General features: G+C 41.6%; 23 protein-coding genes and 1 tRNA gene. 16 read left to right on the top strand and 8 right to left on the bottom strand.

Annotated elements, in window-relative coordinates; genetic code table 11:
- Window positions 1-171: 171 nt before the first annotated feature.
- From ABTV07_RS06750 to ABTV07_RS06700, 11 genes are all read left to right on the top strand, one after another.
- Window positions 172-1,173, top strand: coding sequence for a UDP-N-acetylglucosamine 4,6-dehydratase family protein (locus ABTV07_RS06750; RefSeq protein WP_433749066.1), 1,002 nt, complete (start codon window positions 172-174; stop codon window positions 1,171-1,173).
- Between the two features lie 13 nt (window positions 1,174-1,186).
- Window positions 1,187-1,894 carry a cytidylyltransferase domain-containing protein gene (locus tag ABTV07_RS06745; RefSeq protein ID WP_433749063.1) on the top strand — a complete coding sequence of 236 codons (708 nt, stop codon included), beginning with the start codon at window positions 1,187-1,189 and terminating at the stop codon, window positions 1,892-1,894.
- On the top strand, window positions 1,863-2,897 hold the full coding sequence (gene neuB, locus ABTV07_RS06740; RefSeq protein ID WP_433749060.1) for an N-acetylneuraminate synthase: 1,035 nt from the start codon (window positions 1,863-1,865) through the stop codon (window positions 2,895-2,897). Before ABTV07_RS06745 ends, neuB begins: the two co-directional genes overlap by 32 nt.
- On the top strand, window positions 2,894-4,057 hold the full coding sequence (neuC, locus tag ABTV07_RS06735; RefSeq protein ID WP_433749057.1) for a UDP-N-acetylglucosamine 2-epimerase: 1,164 nt from the start codon (window positions 2,894-2,896) through the stop codon (window positions 4,055-4,057). The genes neuB and neuC overlap by 4 nt, the downstream gene beginning before the upstream one ends.
- 15 nt (window positions 4,058-4,072) lie before the next feature.
- Window positions 4,073-4,711, top strand: a complete 639-nt coding sequence (locus tag ABTV07_RS06730; RefSeq protein ID WP_433749054.1) for an acetyltransferase — start codon at window positions 4,073-4,075, stop codon at window positions 4,709-4,711.
- On the top strand, window positions 4,708-5,862 hold the full coding sequence (locus ABTV07_RS06725) for a DegT/DnrJ/EryC1/StrS family aminotransferase (protein ID WP_433749051.1): 1,155 nt from the start codon (window positions 4,708-4,710) through the stop codon (window positions 5,860-5,862). The genes ABTV07_RS06730 and ABTV07_RS06725 overlap by 4 nt, the downstream gene beginning before the upstream one ends.
- A gap of 250 nt (window positions 5,863-6,112) precedes the next feature.
- Complete coding sequence (locus ABTV07_RS06720; RefSeq protein ID WP_433749048.1) at window positions 6,113-7,474, top strand: peptide MFS transporter; 1,362 nt, start codon at window positions 6,113-6,115, stop codon at window positions 7,472-7,474.
- A gap of 166 nt (window positions 7,475-7,640) precedes the next feature.
- Window positions 7,641-7,883 (top strand): FeoA family protein, encoded by a 243-nt coding sequence (locus ABTV07_RS06715; RefSeq protein WP_433749045.1) that lies wholly within the window; start codon window positions 7,641-7,643, stop codon window positions 7,881-7,883.
- Entirely contained in the window at window positions 7,868-9,856 is a 1,989-nt protein-coding gene (gene feoB / locus ABTV07_RS06710; protein ID WP_433749042.1) for a ferrous iron transport protein B, read from the top strand. The genes ABTV07_RS06715 and feoB overlap by 16 nt, the downstream gene beginning before the upstream one ends.
- Window positions 9,857-9,868: 12 nt before the next feature.
- The gene (locus ABTV07_RS06705) at window positions 9,869-10,030 is read left to right on the top strand and encodes a FeoB-associated Cys-rich membrane protein (protein WP_433749039.1); all 162 of its coding nucleotides are present in this window, start codon (window positions 9,869-9,871) and stop codon (window positions 10,028-10,030) included.
- 113 nt (window positions 10,031-10,143) lie between these two features.
- Window positions 10,144-10,554, top strand: a complete 411-nt coding sequence (locus ABTV07_RS06700; RefSeq protein WP_433749037.1) for a hypothetical protein — start codon at window positions 10,144-10,146, stop codon at window positions 10,552-10,554.
- Between the two features lie 65 nt (window positions 10,555-10,619).
- On the opposite strand, the gene ABTV07_RS06695 is transcribed toward ABTV07_RS06700, so the two are convergent.
- Window positions 10,620-10,691 (bottom strand) — tRNA-Val (locus ABTV07_RS06695).
- A 163-nt stretch (window positions 10,692-10,854) separates the two neighbouring features.
- Here ABTV07_RS06695 and ABTV07_RS06690 point away from each other — a divergent pair.
- Window positions 10,855-11,148 carry a DUF3243 family protein gene (locus ABTV07_RS06690; protein WP_433751140.1) on the top strand — a complete coding sequence of 98 codons (294 nt, stop codon included), beginning with the start codon at window positions 10,855-10,857 and terminating at the stop codon, window positions 11,146-11,148.
- Window positions 11,149-11,194: 46 nt separating this feature from the next.
- Here the strand turns inward: ABTV07_RS06690 and ABTV07_RS06685 are convergent, their stop codons facing one another.
- The 3 genes from ABTV07_RS06685 to ABTV07_RS06675 all read right to left on the bottom strand — a co-directional run bounded on the left by ABTV07_RS06685 (window position 11,195) and on the right by ABTV07_RS06675 (window position 14,727).
- Window positions 11,195-13,144, bottom strand: a complete 1,950-nt coding sequence (locus tag ABTV07_RS06685) for a TRAP transporter permease (protein WP_433751137.1) — start codon at window positions 13,142-13,144, stop codon at window positions 11,195-11,197.
- 10 nt (window positions 13,145-13,154) lie between these two features.
- Window positions 13,155-13,691 carry a DUF1850 domain-containing protein gene (locus ABTV07_RS06680; protein ID WP_433749034.1) on the bottom strand — a complete coding sequence of 179 codons (537 nt, stop codon included), beginning with the start codon at window positions 13,689-13,691 and terminating at the stop codon, window positions 13,155-13,157.
- 67 nt (window positions 13,692-13,758) lie between these two features.
- On the bottom strand, window positions 13,759-14,727 hold the full coding sequence (locus ABTV07_RS06675) for a TAXI family TRAP transporter solute-binding subunit (RefSeq protein WP_433749031.1): 969 nt from the start codon (window positions 14,725-14,727) through the stop codon (window positions 13,759-13,761).
- A 206-nt stretch (window positions 14,728-14,933) separates the two neighbouring features.
- Here ABTV07_RS06675 and ABTV07_RS06670 point away from each other — a divergent pair, with 206 nt between their 5' ends.
- The 4 genes from ABTV07_RS06670 to ABTV07_RS06655 all read left to right on the top strand — a co-directional run bounded on the left by ABTV07_RS06670 (window position 14,934) and on the right by ABTV07_RS06655 (window position 17,551).
- Window positions 14,934-15,656 carry an alpha/beta hydrolase gene (locus ABTV07_RS06670; protein ID WP_433749028.1) on the top strand — a complete coding sequence of 241 codons (723 nt, stop codon included), beginning with the start codon at window positions 14,934-14,936 and terminating at the stop codon, window positions 15,654-15,656.
- A 147-nt stretch (window positions 15,657-15,803) separates the two neighbouring features.
- Window positions 15,804-16,316: a YjcG family protein gene (locus tag ABTV07_RS06665; protein ID WP_433749025.1), complete on the top strand. Its 513-nt coding sequence runs from the start codon at window positions 15,804-15,806 to the stop codon at window positions 16,314-16,316.
- Between the two features lie 3 nt (window positions 16,317-16,319).
- Window positions 16,320-16,742: a GNAT family N-acetyltransferase gene (locus ABTV07_RS06660; RefSeq protein ID WP_433749022.1), complete on the top strand. Its 423-nt coding sequence runs from the start codon at window positions 16,320-16,322 to the stop codon at window positions 16,740-16,742.
- 122 nt (window positions 16,743-16,864) lie between these two features.
- Window positions 16,865-17,551 carry a DUF421 domain-containing protein gene (locus tag ABTV07_RS06655; protein ID WP_433749019.1) on the top strand — a complete coding sequence of 229 codons (687 nt, stop codon included), beginning with the start codon at window positions 16,865-16,867 and terminating at the stop codon, window positions 17,549-17,551.
- Here the strand turns inward: ABTV07_RS06655 and ABTV07_RS06650 are convergent.
- The 4 genes from ABTV07_RS06650 to spoVAE all read right to left on the bottom strand — a co-directional run bounded on the left by ABTV07_RS06650 (window position 17,548) and on the right by spoVAE (window position 19,048).
- Entirely contained in the window at window positions 17,548-17,829 is a 282-nt protein-coding gene (locus ABTV07_RS06650) for a hypothetical protein (protein ID WP_433749016.1), read from the bottom strand. The two genes, ABTV07_RS06655 and ABTV07_RS06650, sit on opposite strands and share 4 nt — an antisense overlap.
- Before the next feature lie 154 nt (window positions 17,830-17,983).
- Window positions 17,984-18,238: a stage VI sporulation protein F gene (locus ABTV07_RS06645; protein WP_433749013.1), complete on the bottom strand. Its 255-nt coding sequence runs from the start codon at window positions 18,236-18,238 to the stop codon at window positions 17,984-17,986.
- A gap of 185 nt (window positions 18,239-18,423) precedes the next feature.
- Window positions 18,424-18,555 carry a YjcZ family sporulation protein gene (locus ABTV07_RS06640; protein WP_433749010.1) on the bottom strand — a complete coding sequence of 44 codons (132 nt, stop codon included), beginning with the start codon at window positions 18,553-18,555 and terminating at the stop codon, window positions 18,424-18,426.
- Window positions 18,556-18,691: 136 nt separating this feature from the next.
- Entirely contained in the window at window positions 18,692-19,048 is a 357-nt protein-coding gene (spoVAE, locus tag ABTV07_RS06635; RefSeq protein WP_433749007.1) for a stage V sporulation protein AE, read from the bottom strand.
- Window positions 19,049-19,069: the final 21 nt, after the last annotated feature.

Below are 19,069 nucleotides of genomic sequence, written 5' to 3'. Positions count from 1 at the left end.
TACCTCTGCCTCCGCTCCTTTATTGCTCATTGATATGGTATGGACAGGAAAAATATGTTCGCGAGCGAGATAAGTACAAGGGAAGGGCTTTTCCAGCGGTTCTATTTTGTTTTATCCAGTTGTATAACAATAATATGGAACACCCATGCCGCTTTTCGGGGGGAATCGTTCATGTTCAACGGAAAACAAGTACTGATCACGGGTGGAACAGGTTCAATCGGGAGTGAATTAGTACGACAAATCATTGCACAGTCCCCCAAGGTCATCAGAATCTTCAGCAGGGACGAATCAAAGCATTTTCAGCTGCAGCAAGAGTTTGCCGGTCATGATAATGTCCGCTATCTTGTTGGGGATATCCGGGAAAAAGACCGGCTTATCTATGCCGCTAAAGACATAGATTATATTTTTCATGCAGCAGCCCTGAAACACGTTCCTTCCTGTGAATTCAATCCATTTGAAGCAGTCAAAACCAATGTTCTCGGGACTCAGAATATCATTGAAGCGGCCATTGCCAATGAAGTAGAAAAAGTGGTATCCGTCTCTACGGATAAAGTAGTGAACCCTGTAAATACAATGGGGGCAACAAAGCTTCTTTCAGAAAAAATCATATCCGCCGCAGAGTTTTATAAAGGATCCAGCCGTACTAAATTCTGCTGTGTCCGATTTGGGAACGTCATGGGGTCGCGGGGGTCTGTCATTCCCCTTTTCATCCAGCAATTGAAAAAAGGGCTGCCCATTACATTGACACATAAAGAGATGACACGGTTTATGATGACCATTGAGGAAGCCGCTGGCCTGGTCTTAAAGGCTGCTTCCATGGCAGGCGGAGGGGAAACATTTGTGCTTAAGATGCCTGTCATCCGAATCAATGACCTGGCAGAAGTTCTATTAGAAGATTATTTAGAAACAGGGAGCGCAGAAAGCCATCCCGGCATTATTAAGATCGGCATGCGGCCTGGTGAAAAGCTTCATGAGGAATTAATGACCTTGGAAGAATCAGAGCGTGCATATGAAAATGACCTGATGTTCATGATCGTCCCTGAAAGGAACAGCAAAAAAAGCCTCCAGCAGGATTTTTCCAAATCTGCAAAAAAACCTTATGCTTCCAATGGAACTGAACCTTTGAATAAAAGCCAAATAAAAGAACTATTAAAAAATACAAGTTTCATTTAATCAGAGGTGAAAAATGAAAACAATTGCCATCATCCCGGCAAGAGGCGGTTCAAAAGGATTGAAAAACAAGAATATCCTCCCCCTGAATGGGAAGCCGATGATTGCCTATACGATTGAAGGGGCATTAAAGTCAAATATTTTGGATGAAGTGGTAGTCTCAACGGATTCAGACGAAATCATGAATATTGCCAAGGAATATGGTGCGGTATTTCCACTCAGACGTCCTCCTCATTTAGCAGAAGATACAACCTCAACAATTGAAGTCATCCAGCATGTCCTAGAGAAACGGTATTCTGCGGAATCAGTGAACGTCATTCTGCTTCAGCCTACTTCCCCGCTGCGGACTGCCAGGCATATTAAGGAAGCCCATCAAATTTATCAAGACCGGGGGATGCCGTTAGTCAGCATTAGTGAAGCAGATACTCATCCATTCCTAATCAGAGAAATAAGAAATGGCTGCATCGAACCCATCTTCCCTGCTTCTCCAATGAGCAGAAGACAGGATTATCCACCCTATTATCAACTGAATGGAGCCATTTACATCACAAAATCCCACTTTATCAGGGACGGGGTGCTATACAAGGAACATGCCGTCCCATATTTAATGGATAAAGAATCTTCCATTGATATTGATGATATCTATGATTTTATGCTGGCATCCTATGTTATGGAAAAGAGAGGGAAAAAAAATGATAACCATCGGCCGGAGGATCATATCTGAAGAATCCCCTGCCTATATCATCGCAGAGGCGGGGGTCAATCATAACGGGTCAATTGAAATGGCAGAGAAACTTATTGAAGCTGCCTATTATGCCGGGGCTGATGCTGTAAAATTCCAAACCTTTAAAAGCGAACTTCTCGTTTCTAAATCCGCCCAAAAAGCCGACTATCAATTAACAGATGAAAGTGACGGAGATAAACAGTTTGATATGTTGAAAGGACTGGAATTGACCTTTGAGGAATTCGCACACTTACAAAGGGTATGCCATTCAAAAGGAATTGAATTTCTCTCAACCCCATTTGATATAGAAAGTGCCCGTTTTTTGAATAATCTTGGCTTGCATGCTTTCAAGATAGGATCCGGAGACTTAACAAACCTCCCGCTGCTAGCAGAGATCGGTTCTTTTCAGAAACCCTTGATTCTTTCAACCGGCATGTCAAACCTGGCAGATATTGAAGATGCGATCCATTCTATCCGTCATCCAGCTATCGCCCTTCTCCATTGCACATCTTCTTATCCTGCACCATATGACGAACTGAATCTCCTGGCCATTCCCGCAATGAAACACGCGTTTCAAAAGATTGTCGGCTATTCTGACCATACTTCAGGAATGGAAGCGGCTGTCTCGTCAATTTCAATCGGCGCAAAAATCATCGAGAAGCATATTACCCTCGATCGGCTTCTGCCAGGTCCTGACCACAAAGCCTCTTTAACCCCTGAACAATTTGCAGAGTATACGGCAGCTATCAGAAGAACCGAAAAGATGCTTGGAGACGGAAAAAAACGATGCATGCCATCTGAAAAAAACACTCGTACGGCTGCAAGAAAAAGTTTGATTGCCTCTTCGCCATTATGCAGCGGGGATATCATTTCACCAGACACTCTAACGATCAAAAGACCCGGAAATGGAATCCCGCCGAAATACCTGCCCTTCGTCACCGGAAGAAAAATCAATAAAGACAAACAGGCAGATGAGCCATTAGATTGGAATGATCTGTCATGAATAAGAAGGCGAAGAGCATTTGTGTCGTTACTGGAACAAGGGCAGACTATGGAATTTATTATCCGCTGCTGAAGAAAATCCATCGTCATCCATCCTTTAAATTGTCCCTTCTAGTTACAGGGATGCATCTTTCACCTGAACACGGCTTTACGTTTGAACTTATAAAAAAAGACAGATTTCCCATCATGGGAATCGTGGACACCATCATGCTCCATCAAAACGACGCCAATATGGCCAGGTCAATCGGTTTGGGCGTGTTAGGAATGACACAGCTGTTCGAAACAAATAAACCCGATTGGGTGATTGTCCTTGGGGACCGGGGAGAAATGCTTTCAGCTGCCATTGCTGCCGTCCATTTAAATATTCCTGTTGCCCATCTGCATGGCGGCGAACGGTCTGGTTCCATAGATGAAAGCATTCGCCACGCAATTTCAAAACTATCCCACATCCATTTCCCAGCCACCAAAAAAAGCGGCGCGAGATTGAAAAGAATGGGTGAAGATCCCTCAAGGATTTATGTTGCCGGATCGCTTCGCGTAGAGGGAATGTTCGCAGAGCCTCTAAAAGATCTGGAATTGGTTTTGCAGGAATATGGGCTGCCTGAAACAATCTCTTCCAAATCTTATTATCTGTTCATTTTTCACCCTGTCTCGTATGAATGGAAATCAATATTAAAGCAGACTGAAACCATTTTGAAAATATTGATCACCAAAGGAAAGCCAATCATTTGCATCCTTCCGAATACAGATGCCGGAGCAGGCGATATCCTGAAATGCTACAAAAAATTTGAAGGTGACCCCCATTTCAATATGGTTAAAAATTTTCACCACCATGATTATTTAACAATTCTGAAACATGCCCATGCCCTTATCGGCAACTCTTCTTCCGGCATCATCGAGGCTGCCACCTACCAGATCCCTGTCATAAATATAGGATCTCGCCAAAATCATCGTGAACGCTCCTTAAATGTCATTGATGCCGCTCCTGAAAAAGAGGAACTGGATCATGCACTGCATGTTATTGAAGATGAGGAATATAACAAAAAGCTTAATCGGGTCAAAAATATCTACGGCGCAGGCGATGCTTCCGACATCATCATCCACACTATCGAAAAGACGACCGTGACCCCGGATTTCATCGCAAAGACCAACTTCTACTGAAATGAGGTGGGCACATTGTTTGTCTTAATCGGGGCAGGCGGCCATAGCAAGGTAGTGAAGGACATTCTGATCGCAAGCGGCCATAAAGTGCTGGGGTTTCTAGATGATAACAAAACTGAAACATCCTTCTGCGGATTGCCTGTGCTGGGAAAAATAAAGGATTTGCCGTACTTGATTGATTCAGATGATTCTTTATCCTTCATCATCACAATTGGAGACAACAAAAAACGTAAACACATAGCTGAGGAATTGAAGCAATACCCAATTCAATTCGGGACAGCCATGCACCCCCAATCTTCCATAGGAGAAAATGTTCTTATTGGTGATGGTACAGTGATTATGCCATTTGCAGTCATCAATGCTGACACGTTCATCGGAAGCCACTGCATCATCAATTCACATGCAGTGGTGGAACATGACTGTTTTGTGGATTCCTTTGTCCACCTATCCCCACAGTCCACTTTGACAGGAAACGTGAAAGCTGGTGAGGGTGTTCATTTCGGGGCTGCTTCCTGCATCATCCCAGACAGACAAGTGGGGTCCTGGTCCATCATTGGGGCAGGTTCCACCATCATTGATGACATCCCTCCTTTTTCCACCGCTGTCGGTTCGCCTGCAAAAATCATAAAAACACTGGAGGACGGCCGGACATGAATAAATCCAAACGCATCTATTTGTCACCTCCCCATATGAGCGGTGATGAACAGCATTTCATTCAACAAGCTTTTGATTCCAATTGGATTGCGCCTCTTGGAGAAAATGTGGTCCAATTCGAAAATGAAATCTGCCGATACACCGGTTCCCCATCATCCCTTGCAGTCAGTTCAGGAACTGCCGCCATCCATTTAGCATTGATTCTATTGGGGATTGCCAGAAATGATTTTGTTATTTGCCAGTCCCTTACATTTGTAGCAACAGCAAACCCCATTTTATATCAAGGGGCACACCCAGTATTTATCGACTCAGAGCCCGACACATGGAATATGTCCCCTGCAGCATTGGAAAGAGCACTTTATAATATGAAAAAAGAAAACTGCCTGCCGAAAGCAGTCATCACCGTAAATTTATTGGGACAAAGTGCTAAATATGAAGAATTATGCGCCATTGCCGACTATTATCAAGTGCCTATCATCGAAGATGCCGCAGAATCCCTTGGTTCCAGCTATAAAGAAAAAAAGTGCGGGACATTCGGAAAGTTTGGGATCCTCTCTTTCAACGGAAATAAAATCATCACGACCTCAGGTGGCGGCATGCTGTTGTCAGATGACTCAGAAGCCATAGCAAGAGCCAAATTTCTTGCTACCCAGGCCAGGGATCCTGCCATCCATTACGAGCATAGCCATCAAGGCTTTAATTATCGCATGAGCAATATCCTTGCTGGAATCGGCCGGGGCCAGCTTCTTCATATTGAGGACCGGGTTGATGCAAGGCGTGATATTTTTAACCGCTATAAAAGCAGCTTGTCTTCGATAAACGGGGTTGGTTTCATGCCGGAATTGCCGGATACTAAATCAAATCGATGGCTGACAGCCATTACCATCTCCCCTGAATACCATCCCTCTCCTCACCAGGTGATACATGCCCTCGAAGCAGCAAATATTGAAGCAAGGCCCATTTGGAAACCACTTCATACCCAGCCTTTATTCCTCGGCTCCCCATTCTTTGAACATGAGGATGGCAAGGACATTGCCAACCATCTATTCAAAACCGGATTATGCCTTCCATCAGGCTCCTCGCTGACTTTAGAGGAACAGGAAAAAACCATTGAAATCATAAAAACCACTCTAAAGCAATCGAGTGTATAACATCCCTCTTTCGGGATGTTTTTCTATTTTAAGATGAATAATTATTTAGGAATGGGTGATATTTTACAAGAAGAATCTGTCGACGATAATTTGCTTCTATAGGACAACAGTTAATCGATCTCTGAATTGGAGCAATACTTTTAAGATTATTACTTCTCCATTATTCATTGATTATAAATTTTTAGTAAATTATAATTTCAAATTGTGTTGAAAAATTTCAGACAACAGAGGTGATTCGGTGGAAGGCACATTGCAGAACAACACAAAAAAACATCCTAAAGGACTATACTTATTATTCTTTACCGAACTTTGGGAACGCTACAGCTATTATGGAATGAGATCGCTTCTTGTTCTATATCTAACAGTTGCCTATATCAGCGGCGGACTGGGCATGGATGATGCTACAGCATTAAGAATCTACGGACTTTATACAGGGCTCGTCTACTTCACTCCACTAATCGGAGGATATCTTACGGACAGATTCATCGGCCTGCAGCGCGCCATTACCATCGGGGGCATTACGATGGCATGCGGGGATTTTACGGTATTCGCAACACATTCTAAGACCGGGCTATACATAGGCCTATTATTATTGATCATTGGAAACGGTTTCTTTAAACCGAATATCTCAACACTTGTCGGGGAACTTTACCCGAAAAATGATAAACGAAAAGATGCAGCATTCACTATCTTCTATATGGGGATCAACATAGGTGCTTTCTTTGCTCCACTTATCGCAGGATATCTGGCAGAAACATTATTTTTCTCTAAAGATGCAAATGGGATTGAGCACTGGGGCTTCCAATGGGCATTCCTTGCTTCTTCGATTGGGATGATTATCGGCCAGATCATTTACAGCGCATTAGGTAAGAAATATCTGGGGGACATTGGGAAAAAGCCATTGCGTCAAGGGTTGGAGAAAGAAAGCAAAGCTCCTTCCCAGCCATTGACTCCTGCAGAAAAGAAACGAACATGGGCAATCATCATCATTACATGCTTCGTCGTCTTCTTCTGGGCAGGATTTGAGCAAGCTGGCAGTTCATTCACTTTGTATACTCAAAAGTTTGTTGACCGTACTGTATTTGGGTTTAAAGTACCGGTTTCATGGTTCCAATCAATCAACCCAGTATTCATCATCATTTTGGCACCGATTCTATCAGCCATCTGGTCTAAGCTATCCAATAGCAAACGCGGTGATATAAAAATGACCACCAAAATGGGAATCGGGATGATTTTATTGGGAATTGGATTCCTTGTATTGATTCCAGCCGTCCTTCAAACAGGAAGCGATGAATCGAACATTCCAGTTAAAGCAAATCTTTTATTCATTGTATTCACTTATTTCCTGCATACACTCGGGGAATTATTCTTGTCGCCTGTAGGACTTTCTCTTGTAAGTAAAGTGTCGCCTGTCAAATTGGCCTCTTTATTGATGGGGGTTTGGCTATTCTCAAGTTCAGTGGCGAATTTTGTCGCTGGACAGCTTGCAGCCTTAACTGAATCCTTGGGCTACTTGGAAATCTTCCTTGTAATCGGAGCAGCAGCCATCGTGCTTGGTCTTGTACTACTATCTATTTCAAGAAAACTTGTTGCTATGATGGAAAGTCGATAAAAACCGATAATAACTCAATATTAAAAGTCAGACATTTTGTCTGGCTTTTTTTATATTTTCATTCTCACATAATTAATTCTATGTTAGAATAAAAATGTAATTGAGAAGATTTATCATTCTCAATGCAATTGAATGAACAAAAGATAATTGAATGGGGATTTTTCATATGAATCTTACATCACTGAAAAAAGGCCAAATTGGCTATATAAAAGATATTTCTAAAACAACAGGAATCTTACAGAATCGGCTCCTGCATATTGGAGTATGCGAAGGATGCCCCATCAAGTTGGAGCGTTCCCTTCCATTCGGCGGACCATGTATGGTTGAATGCGGTGGGCAGATGATCGGGATCCGCCGCAAGGATGCCGAATTCATTAAGGTGGAATTGGAATCATGCAAACAGCACTAATCGGTAATCCCAACACAGGAAAAACATCCTTGTTCAACACATTGACCAATTCATATGAATATGTGGGAAATTGGAGCGGCGTCACAGTCGAAAAGAAGGTTGGTGTCCTATCAAATCATAATGGCCACTTGATCGACCTGCCCGGCGTGTATTCCTTGCAGCCCCTGTCGAGAGATGAATCTGTCGTTATCCATTTCCTGCTAAATGACGATTTTTCAAACATATTAAATATCGTGGATGCGTCACAACTGGAACGTAATCTACAGCTTACATTGTCGCTTTTAGAATACGGAAAGCCCGTGACCATTGGCTTGAATATGGTGGATGTTGCAAGAAACCGCGGGATCCAAATTGATACTAATAAATTATCTTCCCTTTTAGGGGCTGCTGTAGTGCCAATCATAGCCAGAACCGGACAAGGCTGTAAGGATCTTCAGGAAGCGCTGTCAGATTCTGCAGGTGCCTCTCGAGTATTGGTTGACTATGGAGAAGCAATGGAAGAAGCCATCAAAAAAATCAATTCCCTTCTTCCCAATGACCTTCCATTTCCTAAACGCTGGCTTGCTCTGCAAGTTTTGGAAGGAAATCAACATTCTATTGATTATGCTGCAGGCTGGATTGATCGGGAAGTTCTGAAGGGAATTGTTGAAGATCTGAATGTAGATCTAAATGGACTCACCCCTTCCAAGCGGATTTTCCAAATAAGGAAGACTTGGATTCAAAATGTAATCAAGCAGGTCCAAATCCATGAGACACCCGGCAAAGAGTCAGGTTCTGCCAAGATAGATAAAATTGTCACAAACAAATGGCTTGGCATCCCTATATTCTTTCTATTTATGTATATTATGTTCATGTTTACTTTTGACTGGATTGGTACTCCATTGTCAGATGCTTTGGATGCTTTTTTATCAGGGCCGGTGACAAATATCATACTTGCTGTATTGGATGCCATCCAAGCAAATCAATTTATTAAAGATTTATTGATCCAAGGCATAGTAGCCGGGGTAGGCGGGGTCCTCGTTTTCGTCCCCCAGATTTTCATCCTTTTCTTGTTTATATCTTTCTTAGAGGATTCAGGATATATGGCAAGGGCTGCATTGGTCATGGACAGACTCATGGAGCGTGTAGGATTGAATGGGAAAGCATTTATTCCCATGATCATCGGTTTTGGGTGCAATGTGCCTGGGGTGATGGCTGCAAGAACAATCGAGCAGCCTAAGGAGCGGCTTTTGACGATCCTCCTCACTCCATTGATGTCCTGTTCTGCCAGACTTCCTGTCTATGCCTTGTTTGCCGGAGCGTTTTTCACAAAACATCAATCGATCGTCGTTTTTTCCCTTTATGTTTTAGGAATCGCGGTCGCCCTGCTGTTAGCCAGCATCTTCTCTAAGACCATATTAAAAAATGAAGCATCATTATTTGTGGTCGAACTTCCTCCCTATCGAATTCCTCATACAAAGACACTTTGGAGGAGTACTTGGGAAAAAGGAAAAGGATTTGTTCGTAAAGCAGGTACATTCATTTTCGGAGGATCTGTATTCATTTGGCTTTTATCCTATGCAGGACCTGATGGATTGAATGTCCCGATGGATGATAGCTTCCTTGCCATGATAGGCGGATTCATCGCTCCGCTGCTTGCCCCGCTGGGATTTGCTTCCTGGCAGGCCGGAGCATCACTGTTAACGGGGTTCCTTGCAAAGGAAGTTGTTGTATCAACCATGAATATCATTTACCACACACCTGATACAAATACATTGCAAGGTCTATTGGCCGATCATTATACTGCTTTAAGCTCCTATAGCTTCATGGTATTTATTTTGCTGTATGTGCCATGTGTAGCAACAGTTGCAGCCATCAGGAATGAATCAGGCTCCAAGAAGTGGACTTTGTTCTCGATCGGATACGCACTTGCTATTGCTTATCTGCTTTCCTTTGTCATCTATCAGACAGGGAAACTCTTCATTACTATCTAAGGAGGCGTTATCATGATTGCCAGCATTCTAATCGGACTGCTCATCTTTGGTTATGCCGGATTCACACTATATAAGTTTATCAAGAGGAGTAAAGAAGGAGTATGCGGGACATGCTCCCTTAAGAAAAGCTGCAATTCAAAATGCAGTGCATTTCAACATAATGAAGCAAAGTGACAAAGACCGGCCAAATCTCGGCCGGTTTTTTATATAAAGTAATTTTTTGTTTTTTGTAACGTTTCTCCCTGAATTGCGTCTATAAATATATCAACGTGAGACAAGGAGAATTTATGCAGACTTTTAAATTCAGCAAACCACAGCCAGAACCGGATTTTATGTACATAATGGACGAATTAATATCCCCAGAGGATATCCAAGAGTATTCGCCCCTCGAGGAGCAGATGAAAACGGTGATGATGATTGAAATGATTGAGCCGGAAATGAATGGGCCTGCCATTGAACATGACACCTTAAGAATGCTTGGGGCCATTGGAATTCCTTTAAAAATGGATTCTGAGTCAGATGGCCATCTTTACTCTTTTAAGGCATCTAATTTACAGCAGACCGCCTTTTCATATGTGGTTCAATCCCCTTCAGATAATGCATTGATTCGCTACACAGTCCTTAATCAGAAGCAGGAATTCACTCTGGCACCTTTCAAGCAAATGCTGAATTCAGCTTTCAGGCCTATAAAAAAATAGCCTTTGGAGGTTGAAATGTCAAAAAAAGCATCCTGATTAATCAGGATGCTTTTTTGTATACTATATGATCTGAGAGGGATTCGAACCCCCGACCCCTTCCCTGTCAAGGAAGTATTCTCCCGCTGAACTATCAGATCGTTATCAGCTACATATTCTATTATATTTATTTTTAATAGAAAGTCAATTGTTTTTATGAAACTTTTTTATTTACAGAAAATCCTATCTAAATTAGTTTATGAACCGACCAATGTGGTAAACACTCAATAACATTCAAAGGAGGCTTTTATTTTGGAAAATCATATGAATAAAGTTGAAGACAAATTAGAAAATGTTGATGAGGCCAAAAAGGAACAGCTATTAAAGTCTTTTGAAGAATTCAAATCGTACCTGGCTAAAAAAGTCGAGATGGGTGAAAGGCTCGGGTTAAATGAAGAACAGCTTGCTGTGGCAGCGGAGAAAGTAGCTGGTCATCTAGCTAATAAAGAGGAGCCGCGTAATGCTGAGGAACATCTTCTGAATGAGCTGTGGGAAGTTGGAACAAAAGAGCAGCAGCATCATTTAGCGCATATGCTGGTGAATCTCGTAAAAAAATAAATAAAATCACTTAGAAGCCTCCAAAAATTTTTGGAGGCTTCCTTTATTAGATGCTTGCATTCATTTTTGGTGTTCCCGATTCTTTTTTAAACCATATCTGTAATGCCAAGATGCCAAGGAAGAGAATAATACCCACGATATCCGTGATTCCCTCTGGATAAATAAGCATCAGTCCGGCTGCTACGGCTATGATTCTTTCAAACCATTGCATCTTTCTATACCAGAAGCCAATCATCCCTGCACCGATTGCTGTCATCCCTGCAATTGCTGTAATGACAACCCAGATGATTTTCGGCAGCGTCGTATCAATCATCAACATATCAGGCTGCAAAACAAACATATACGGAATGATAAAGGCGGCTATGGCAAGTTTTGCAGAATTGACCCCCGTCTTTATCGGCTCACCTCCTGCTACACCTGCTGCAGCAAAAGCAGCCAGAGCTACTGGAGGGGTTATATCTGCAATAATACCAAAATAAAAAACAAATAGATGTGCTGCCAACTGCGGAACACCCAATAGGATAATGGCAGGCGCTGCGATAGTCGACGTGATGACATAGTTAGCGGTTGTCGGCGAACCCATTCCCAGGATTAGCGCCGTAATCATCGTGAAGAATAATGTCAGCAATAATTTCTCGTCCGCTAAATCCACCAGACCATTCGCAAGCTTCAATCCCAGACCTGTTTTTGTCACTACCCCGACAATGATCCCGGCACAGGCTGTCGCCGCGGCTACACTCAAGGCGGTCCTTGCCCCATCCACCAAAGCTTCAATAATCGTTCTAAAATTCATCCGTGTTTCTTTATTGAAAGCGCTTATGATGATAGCCGACACGATAGACCATAAAGCAGCCCTCATAACGCTCATATGCAGCATCAAAAGAATGACTACAGTTAAAATAGGAATCAATAAATAAATTTTCTTGAGAACTTCCAGACGATTCGGCATCTCTTCATCGGTCAGCCCTCTCAATCCGATTCTCTTTGCTTCAAAATGAGTCATGATCCAGATGCCTGTGAAATACAATACAGCTGGAATTGCTGCAGCTTTTGCAATATCCCAATAAGAGATGCCCCCAATGAATTCTACCATCAGGAATGCTGCAGCCCCCATTATTGGCGGCATCAATTGACCGCCTGTGGAAGCTGCGGCCTCTACCGCTCCAGCAAACTCTTTTTTGTATCCCAGCCTCTTCATCATTGGAATGGTAAAAGATCCTGAAGTCACAACGTTAGCGACAGAACTTCCGCTGATTGTTCCCTGAAGGGCACTCGAAAAAATGGCTACTTTTGCCGGACCACCGATCCGCTTTCCTGCGATGGCAACAGCTAAATCATTAAAATACTGTCCCACGCCTGTTTTCACCAGAAATGCCCCAAACAATAAGAATAAGAAAATATATGTAGCTGAAACAGACAATGGCGTACCTAATATTCCTTCAGTCGTGAAGAACATGGTTTTTACCAAGTCCTCTAAATCCAATCCTCTGTGTGCAAGAAACCCTGGCATATAGGGGCCAAAGTATGCATAAATCAAAAACAGCAAAGAGATGGTCATGATTGGAAGACCGACAGCCCTTCTTGTTGCTTCAAGTACCAGTAGAACCGCAATGATTCCCACTGCAAAATCAAGAGTGGTCATAATCCCTACGCGATTGACGATATCATCCATCATCAATGGCCAATAGATTCCCACTCCAACTGAAAGAACAGATAGGATCATATCATACCATGTTGTTTTATTCTTATCCCTGGCTTTTTTGTTTGCCGGAAAAAGTAAAAATATTAAAGAAAGTGCAAATCCTAAGTGAATCGATAGAAGTATTTGCTTAGGAAAAACTTGAGTAATGGATGCATAAAGCTGAAATAATGAAAAAGCAAGCAAACCGAAAAAGACGATATGTTTAGTCGGTCCTTTCAGCTTCCTCGTTCCCGCTTCCGGGTCGAATTTTTCCAATAGTTCCTGCTGCTGTTCAACGGTGAGAGATTCGTTCATTTGATTTTCGTTATCTCTTGCCAAGAATATTCACTCCTTTCCATAAATCCCAAATTGATAGTTTCCTCACATCAATTTTTATGATGCTGCCAGGCTTCACATAATTTTTCAGAGGATAGACTTTCCCTTGAAAGAGAAGTCTATGATTGGCTGCTACCTGTCCTACACTTAATGGGATAAAGGGGAATTCTCTTTTCATGTTCCTGATGAAGTACTCTCCATCCTTCATTTCAAAAGTTTCTCCTTTTTCTGCATTTGCAGGCATGCCGATAGCCGTATCACTGTACATTAGTTCAACCTGTTCGATATCATTGTTCTCTTTGATCCGATATGACTCCTTCACCTCCGACAGATGGATGGAGTGAGTATATTGAATCTGAAAAGAATCTGTTTTTCCAAGTTCGATATACGCAATCAGTTTTTTATCTTCCATTGAATCGATGACCAGGCACCGCTTCAATGGAAGATAAAATAGGACCAGTCCTGCTGAAAGGCAAAGTACCGCTCCTAAACTAAATAAATAGAATCTTTTTTGTTGAATTTTCATTTCTGCATGCCACCCTGAATCATTTTAAAAGAATAGACCGCCTAAACGGTCTATTCTTTTTAGCAGCCTATTTTTGCTTAATGCCTTTTTCATCGAAGTATTTTTTTGCACCTGGATGCAATTTGATGCCCATGCCATTGAGGGCATTTTCTGCTTTAATGTATTCACCTTTGGCATGAGTGATTTTATCTGTATGCTCATAAATCGCTTTGGTGATTTTATAAACTGTATCCTCAGATAAATCATCACGAACGACGAGCATTGCGCGAACAGCAACAGTCGTCACAGGATCTTCCAGACCATACGTGCCCTTTTTGATTTCATCTTTGGCATAGTAAGGATATTTCTTGATCAAGTCAGAAATCTTATCATCATCAAGCGGCACAATACTGATCTCTACTTGTGCACCAAGTCCTTCAACCGCTCCTGTAGGTGTACCGGATGTGATGAAGGCAGCGTCGATCGTTCCATCTTGGATTCCTTGAACAGAGTCGTCAAAAGATAGATTGCGCGCTTTTAAGTCATCTGTTTTCATCCCGTATACTTCAAGAATCTGTTCAGCATTCGCCAGTGTTCCAGAACCTGCTTCACCGACTGAGACTACTTTCCCTTTCAAGTCTGCCACAGAAGAAATACCGGAATCTTTTGTTGTGACGATTTGAATGGTCTCAGGGTAGAGAGTTCCAATACCCTGTACATTTTCTACTTTATTATCCTTGAACATCAATTCACCCTTAGTAGCATAGGACGCTATATCAGATTGGGTAAATGCAATTTCTACCTTTTTCTTTTTTAAGGAAGCCATATTTTCCGCAGAAGCACCGGAAGTGATAGCGTTTGTTTCGATGCCAGTTTCATCCTGGATCAATTTAGCGAAAGTTCCTCCCAGCGGATAATAAGTCCCGCCGGTACCTCCTGTTGCGATGCTGATGAACTTAGGCTTGCCTGAACCTGTTTTCTCGCCGCCGCAAGCTGCAAGGATCAGTGATAGGACAATCATCAATGCGGTGCCGAGAAAAAAGCTTCTTTTTTTCATGTTTCTTCCCCCTTTTTCTACATTAGTTAAATGTTACCAAAAACTATTTTAACACAATACACGTTTGAATTGTTGAAAAATTGCGCAAATAAGAGAGTTTCCTTTTCATCTACTCTTCATAATCCTAATTGGAGAAAAGAAAATTCATTTATGATAAAATCAAATGTATACGCTTTATTTATTTGTCATTGTTGGAGGTATTCATCATGTCTACACCAAAAGGAACAATTAATGAATTATCGTTTCAAAGTATGGAACTTGGGGAAGAAATAAAATTACTAGTTTATTTGCCAGCCACTTTTTCGCCCCTGTATAAATACTCTTTACTCATTGCCCAGGATGGCAAGGATTACTTTCAACTGGGAAGGATTGCCCGGCTTGCTGATGAGTATTTGGATAACAGGGAGATAGAAAATCTTATTATAGTTGGAATCCCTTATAAAGATGTGGAAGACCGCAGAAGAAAGTATCATCCAGATGGCGAACAGAATGCTGCCTATATCCGTTTTCTTGCGCATGAGCTGGTCCCATTCCTGGATAAGGAATATCCAACCTACCATATGGGTCTGGGCCGCGGATTGATCGGCGACTCCCTCGGTGCGACCGTATCACTCATGACGGCAGTGAAGTATCCTAATACGTTTGGAAAAGTCATCATGCAGTCCCCTTATGTCGATGATAAAGTACTCAAAAACGTGGAGCAATTAAGCCAACCGCAGCTCCTTAATATCTATCATGTCATTGGAAAGGGCGAAACAGAGGTAAGGACTACCGATGGAAAAGTCAAAGACTTCCTCTCTCCAAATAGATCCCTTCATGAATTGATGGAAGAAAAAAACTATACGTGCTTTTATGAAGAATTCGATGGCGACCATACATGGAAGCATTGGCAGCCCGACCTAAAACGGGCATTGAAGTACATGTACTGAGCTTTATAGTACAAAAGCAATATTTTTATGCACCCCATATGAAAAATATTGGGGTGCACCCTCAATTTATATTATAATATTCAAAAAAATGTTATAATCAATTACAAAAGATTGTACTCTCTATAGAAAAATAAGGAGGACTACACTATGAAGTATGGTGTCGCTATTTTCCCATCCAAAAAGCTTCAAGATCTTGCAAACTCTTACCGTAAACGCTACGATCCCCATTACGCATTAATCCCACCGCATCTAACTTTAAAAAATGCATTTGAACTTGCTGAGGATGAAATTAAAAGTGCTGTAGAAAAATTGGAGCTTGTGGCAAAAAACCATACTCCATTCAAAATGAGTGCTTTTAAAATCAGCTCATTTCAGCCGGTCAATAATGTCATTTACATGAAAGTGGAGCCAACTCCAGAACTCGAAAGCCTTCATCAAGAACTCAATGCAAATCTTAATGGCGAGGACTCAGAGTATTCTTTTGTCCCTCATATCACCATTGCACAAAAATTATCCGATGAAGAGCATTCCGATGTTTATGGCTCACTAAGAATGCTTGGCGTAGAGCACGAAGAAGTCGTTGACCGCTTCCATCTGCTTTATCAATTGGAAAACGGTTCTTGGACAGTCTATGAAACATTCCGTTTAGGAGAGGGATAATCATTGAAATTGCAAGTTGTACAAAACAAACAAGAATTAGAGCAGGCTTTCCTCATCCGTACGAAGGTATTTGTAGAGGAACAGAAGGTGCCTGAAGAAGAAGAAATCGATCAATTTGAAAATGATTCCACACACTTTTTATTGATGAATGATGGGGGCCCTATAGGTGCTGGCCGCTTCAGAATCCTTGAAGGAAAAGGGAAAGTAGAACGGATCTGCGTCCTTTCCTCTCAAAGGGGTACAGGTGCCGGTAAAATCATCATGGATGGAATTGAAGACTTTGCTAAAAACCAGGGGTTAAAGATATTGAAGCTCAACGCTCAGACCCATGCCATTCCATTTTATGAGAAACTGGGGTATGCAATCGTTTCTGATGAATTCCTTGATGCCGGAATACCCCATAGAACCATGGAGAAAACAATATAATAACGGAGGCTGCCTCTCTATTCCAGAGGCAGCCTCTTCTTATGCTTTTTATGTATGCTCCCCTTTTCAATTGTCCATAATGAAGAACAGTGGATATCGGGTAATATAAAGGGGAATTAATAATGGACTACTTACATATTGGTTTTGAACTATTTGTTGGATATATCGCTTTATTCATTTTGACTAAAATCATCGGAAAAACGCAGATCACTCAAATCACTGCATTCGATTTTATTTCTGCCCTCATTTTAGGTGAGTTGGTTGGAAATGCTTTATATGACGGGAAAATTGGTGTGAAGCAAATCCTTTTTGCAGTCTTTTTATGGGGTCTCCTCGTTTATATCACGGAGTACATTACCCAGAAATCCAGAAAAGCCAGGCATTTTCTTGAAGGCACTCCCACCATCATTATTCATAAAGGAAAAATTGACTATGAAGCATTAAAGAGGAATCATCTTGATTTGAACCAGCTCCAGCACTTGCTGAGAACGAAAGATGTATTTTCAGTAAGGGATTGTGAATTTGCTTTTTTAGAGTCCGATGGAAGCGTGTCCATCCAAAAAAAATCACTGCTTCAAAACGTCACAAGAGAAGATTTAAATCTTGCTCCAAGCTCAGTTTCCATTCCTGTTGCTGTAATACTAGAGGGACATATCATCTACGATAATCTAAAGGTGTATGACAAGTCAGAAGAATGGTTAAAAAGCGAGCTGAAACTGCAGGGATATGCCGATTATAAAAAAGTATTATTCGCGGAATGGAAAGAAGGAGACTCTTTGTTTGTTCAAGGGTACGACCTTCCAAGTTAAATGACTTCGTTAATATACTTGCCTTTACCGGTATAGGGAGAGAAATCGTTTATCATTCTATTCTTATTCTTTGTTCTTTGTACAGGGGTAGAATATGAAGCAGACTGCTTCCTTTTTTTAGATTCTTGATTTTCAGGAAGATCTTTTGCAATCTCAAATTTACCAACTGGAGTTATTTTTGCTATAGGCTGCAGAAAGAACGGATCATATTGTTTACTATTGACTCTTTCTTGGTATTGCTGATATTGATAATGCGGGATGGGTGCGATGTATCCCATGATCTTCACCTCCTGTTACTAATGAATATTCCCCATTTCCACGTAAAGGAAACGGCCTTTTGTATACAATTTACGAATGACGGCCAAGATTTATGTGGGTATTTTTAAATTGAAAAGCACTGGTCGATATACTATCGCTCAGTGCTTTTAGCTGTTATTTTTTATTGATCATTTTAGAAATGGTTCCAAAGTCAAGCTGCTTCCCATCTTTTATGATGGATTGAACGATTTTGTCTTCCATTTCTTTTGAAACCGGCTTATTTGCTATTTGGGAAACTCGTTTGATGACTCCCCGAACTGTCTGTTCATCCTTGAAATTTGCATTTTGCAAAGAGTTTGCCAACTCAAATACATCATTCATGTTGACTCCGGTTTTCTTTTCCAAGTTTTTAAAGAATTGATTTTCCATTCTCTCACGCCCTCTCTTTCAACTACTCTATAGTATGAGAATGAATTCAAAGGGTGAATAAAAAGGGAAAACTGCATTTAAAGGAGGGATTTATAAACACCGCTGTTGAAATAAAAATGAATTTTTACATATCTAAAAGAAAAAAGGACAAAACCCGGGGGTTCTGTCCTTTCTCCTTGCTGTTATTAGCAGAAGCTAGCTCCCACAATAATCAACAAGATAAACAACACCACGATCAAAACAAATGTAGAACCTCCGTAGAAACCGCCGCCACATCCACATCCGTAGCCGCCGCCCCATCCATAACCATAAGGCATTGACTGTCACCTCACTTTTCTCTTTAGTACACTCATAACATATGTGAGATGATGAAAATGTGTATGGGCGGATTCCCTAAACTTTTAAAGGATTATATTCCACCTGCATCTTGAAGCTTTGTCCATTCCGCATGACTCAGCCCTTCGGCTTAAAAATAAGGGCTCCAATAAATCCAAAAATTATAGCAGCGGATATTCCAGATGATGTCACTTCAAACATTCCTGTCAGCACTCCGACAATCCCATGCTTGTCTGCTTCTTGCATGGCACCGTGAACGAGCGAGTTGCCAAAGCTGGTAATGGGAATAGTGGCACCTGCGCCAGCAAAGTCGACAAGTGGATCATAAAGGCCGAACACAGACAGAATGGAACCTATCACAACAAGCAGGCTCAACGTGTGGGCAGGTGTCAGCTTTGCAACGTCAAACAAAAGCTGCCCAATGACGCAGATGGCACCCCCAATGATAAAAGACCATAAAAACATGGCTAACATCGCTTTACATCTCCTTTCTTA

This window comes from Falsibacillus pallidus (assembly GCF_050990905.1).
Taxonomy (GTDB): Bacteria; Bacillota; Bacilli; order Bacillales; family DSM-25281; genus Falsibacillus; species Falsibacillus pallidus_A.
This window is presented reverse-complemented; position numbering and strand designations above follow the sequence as displayed.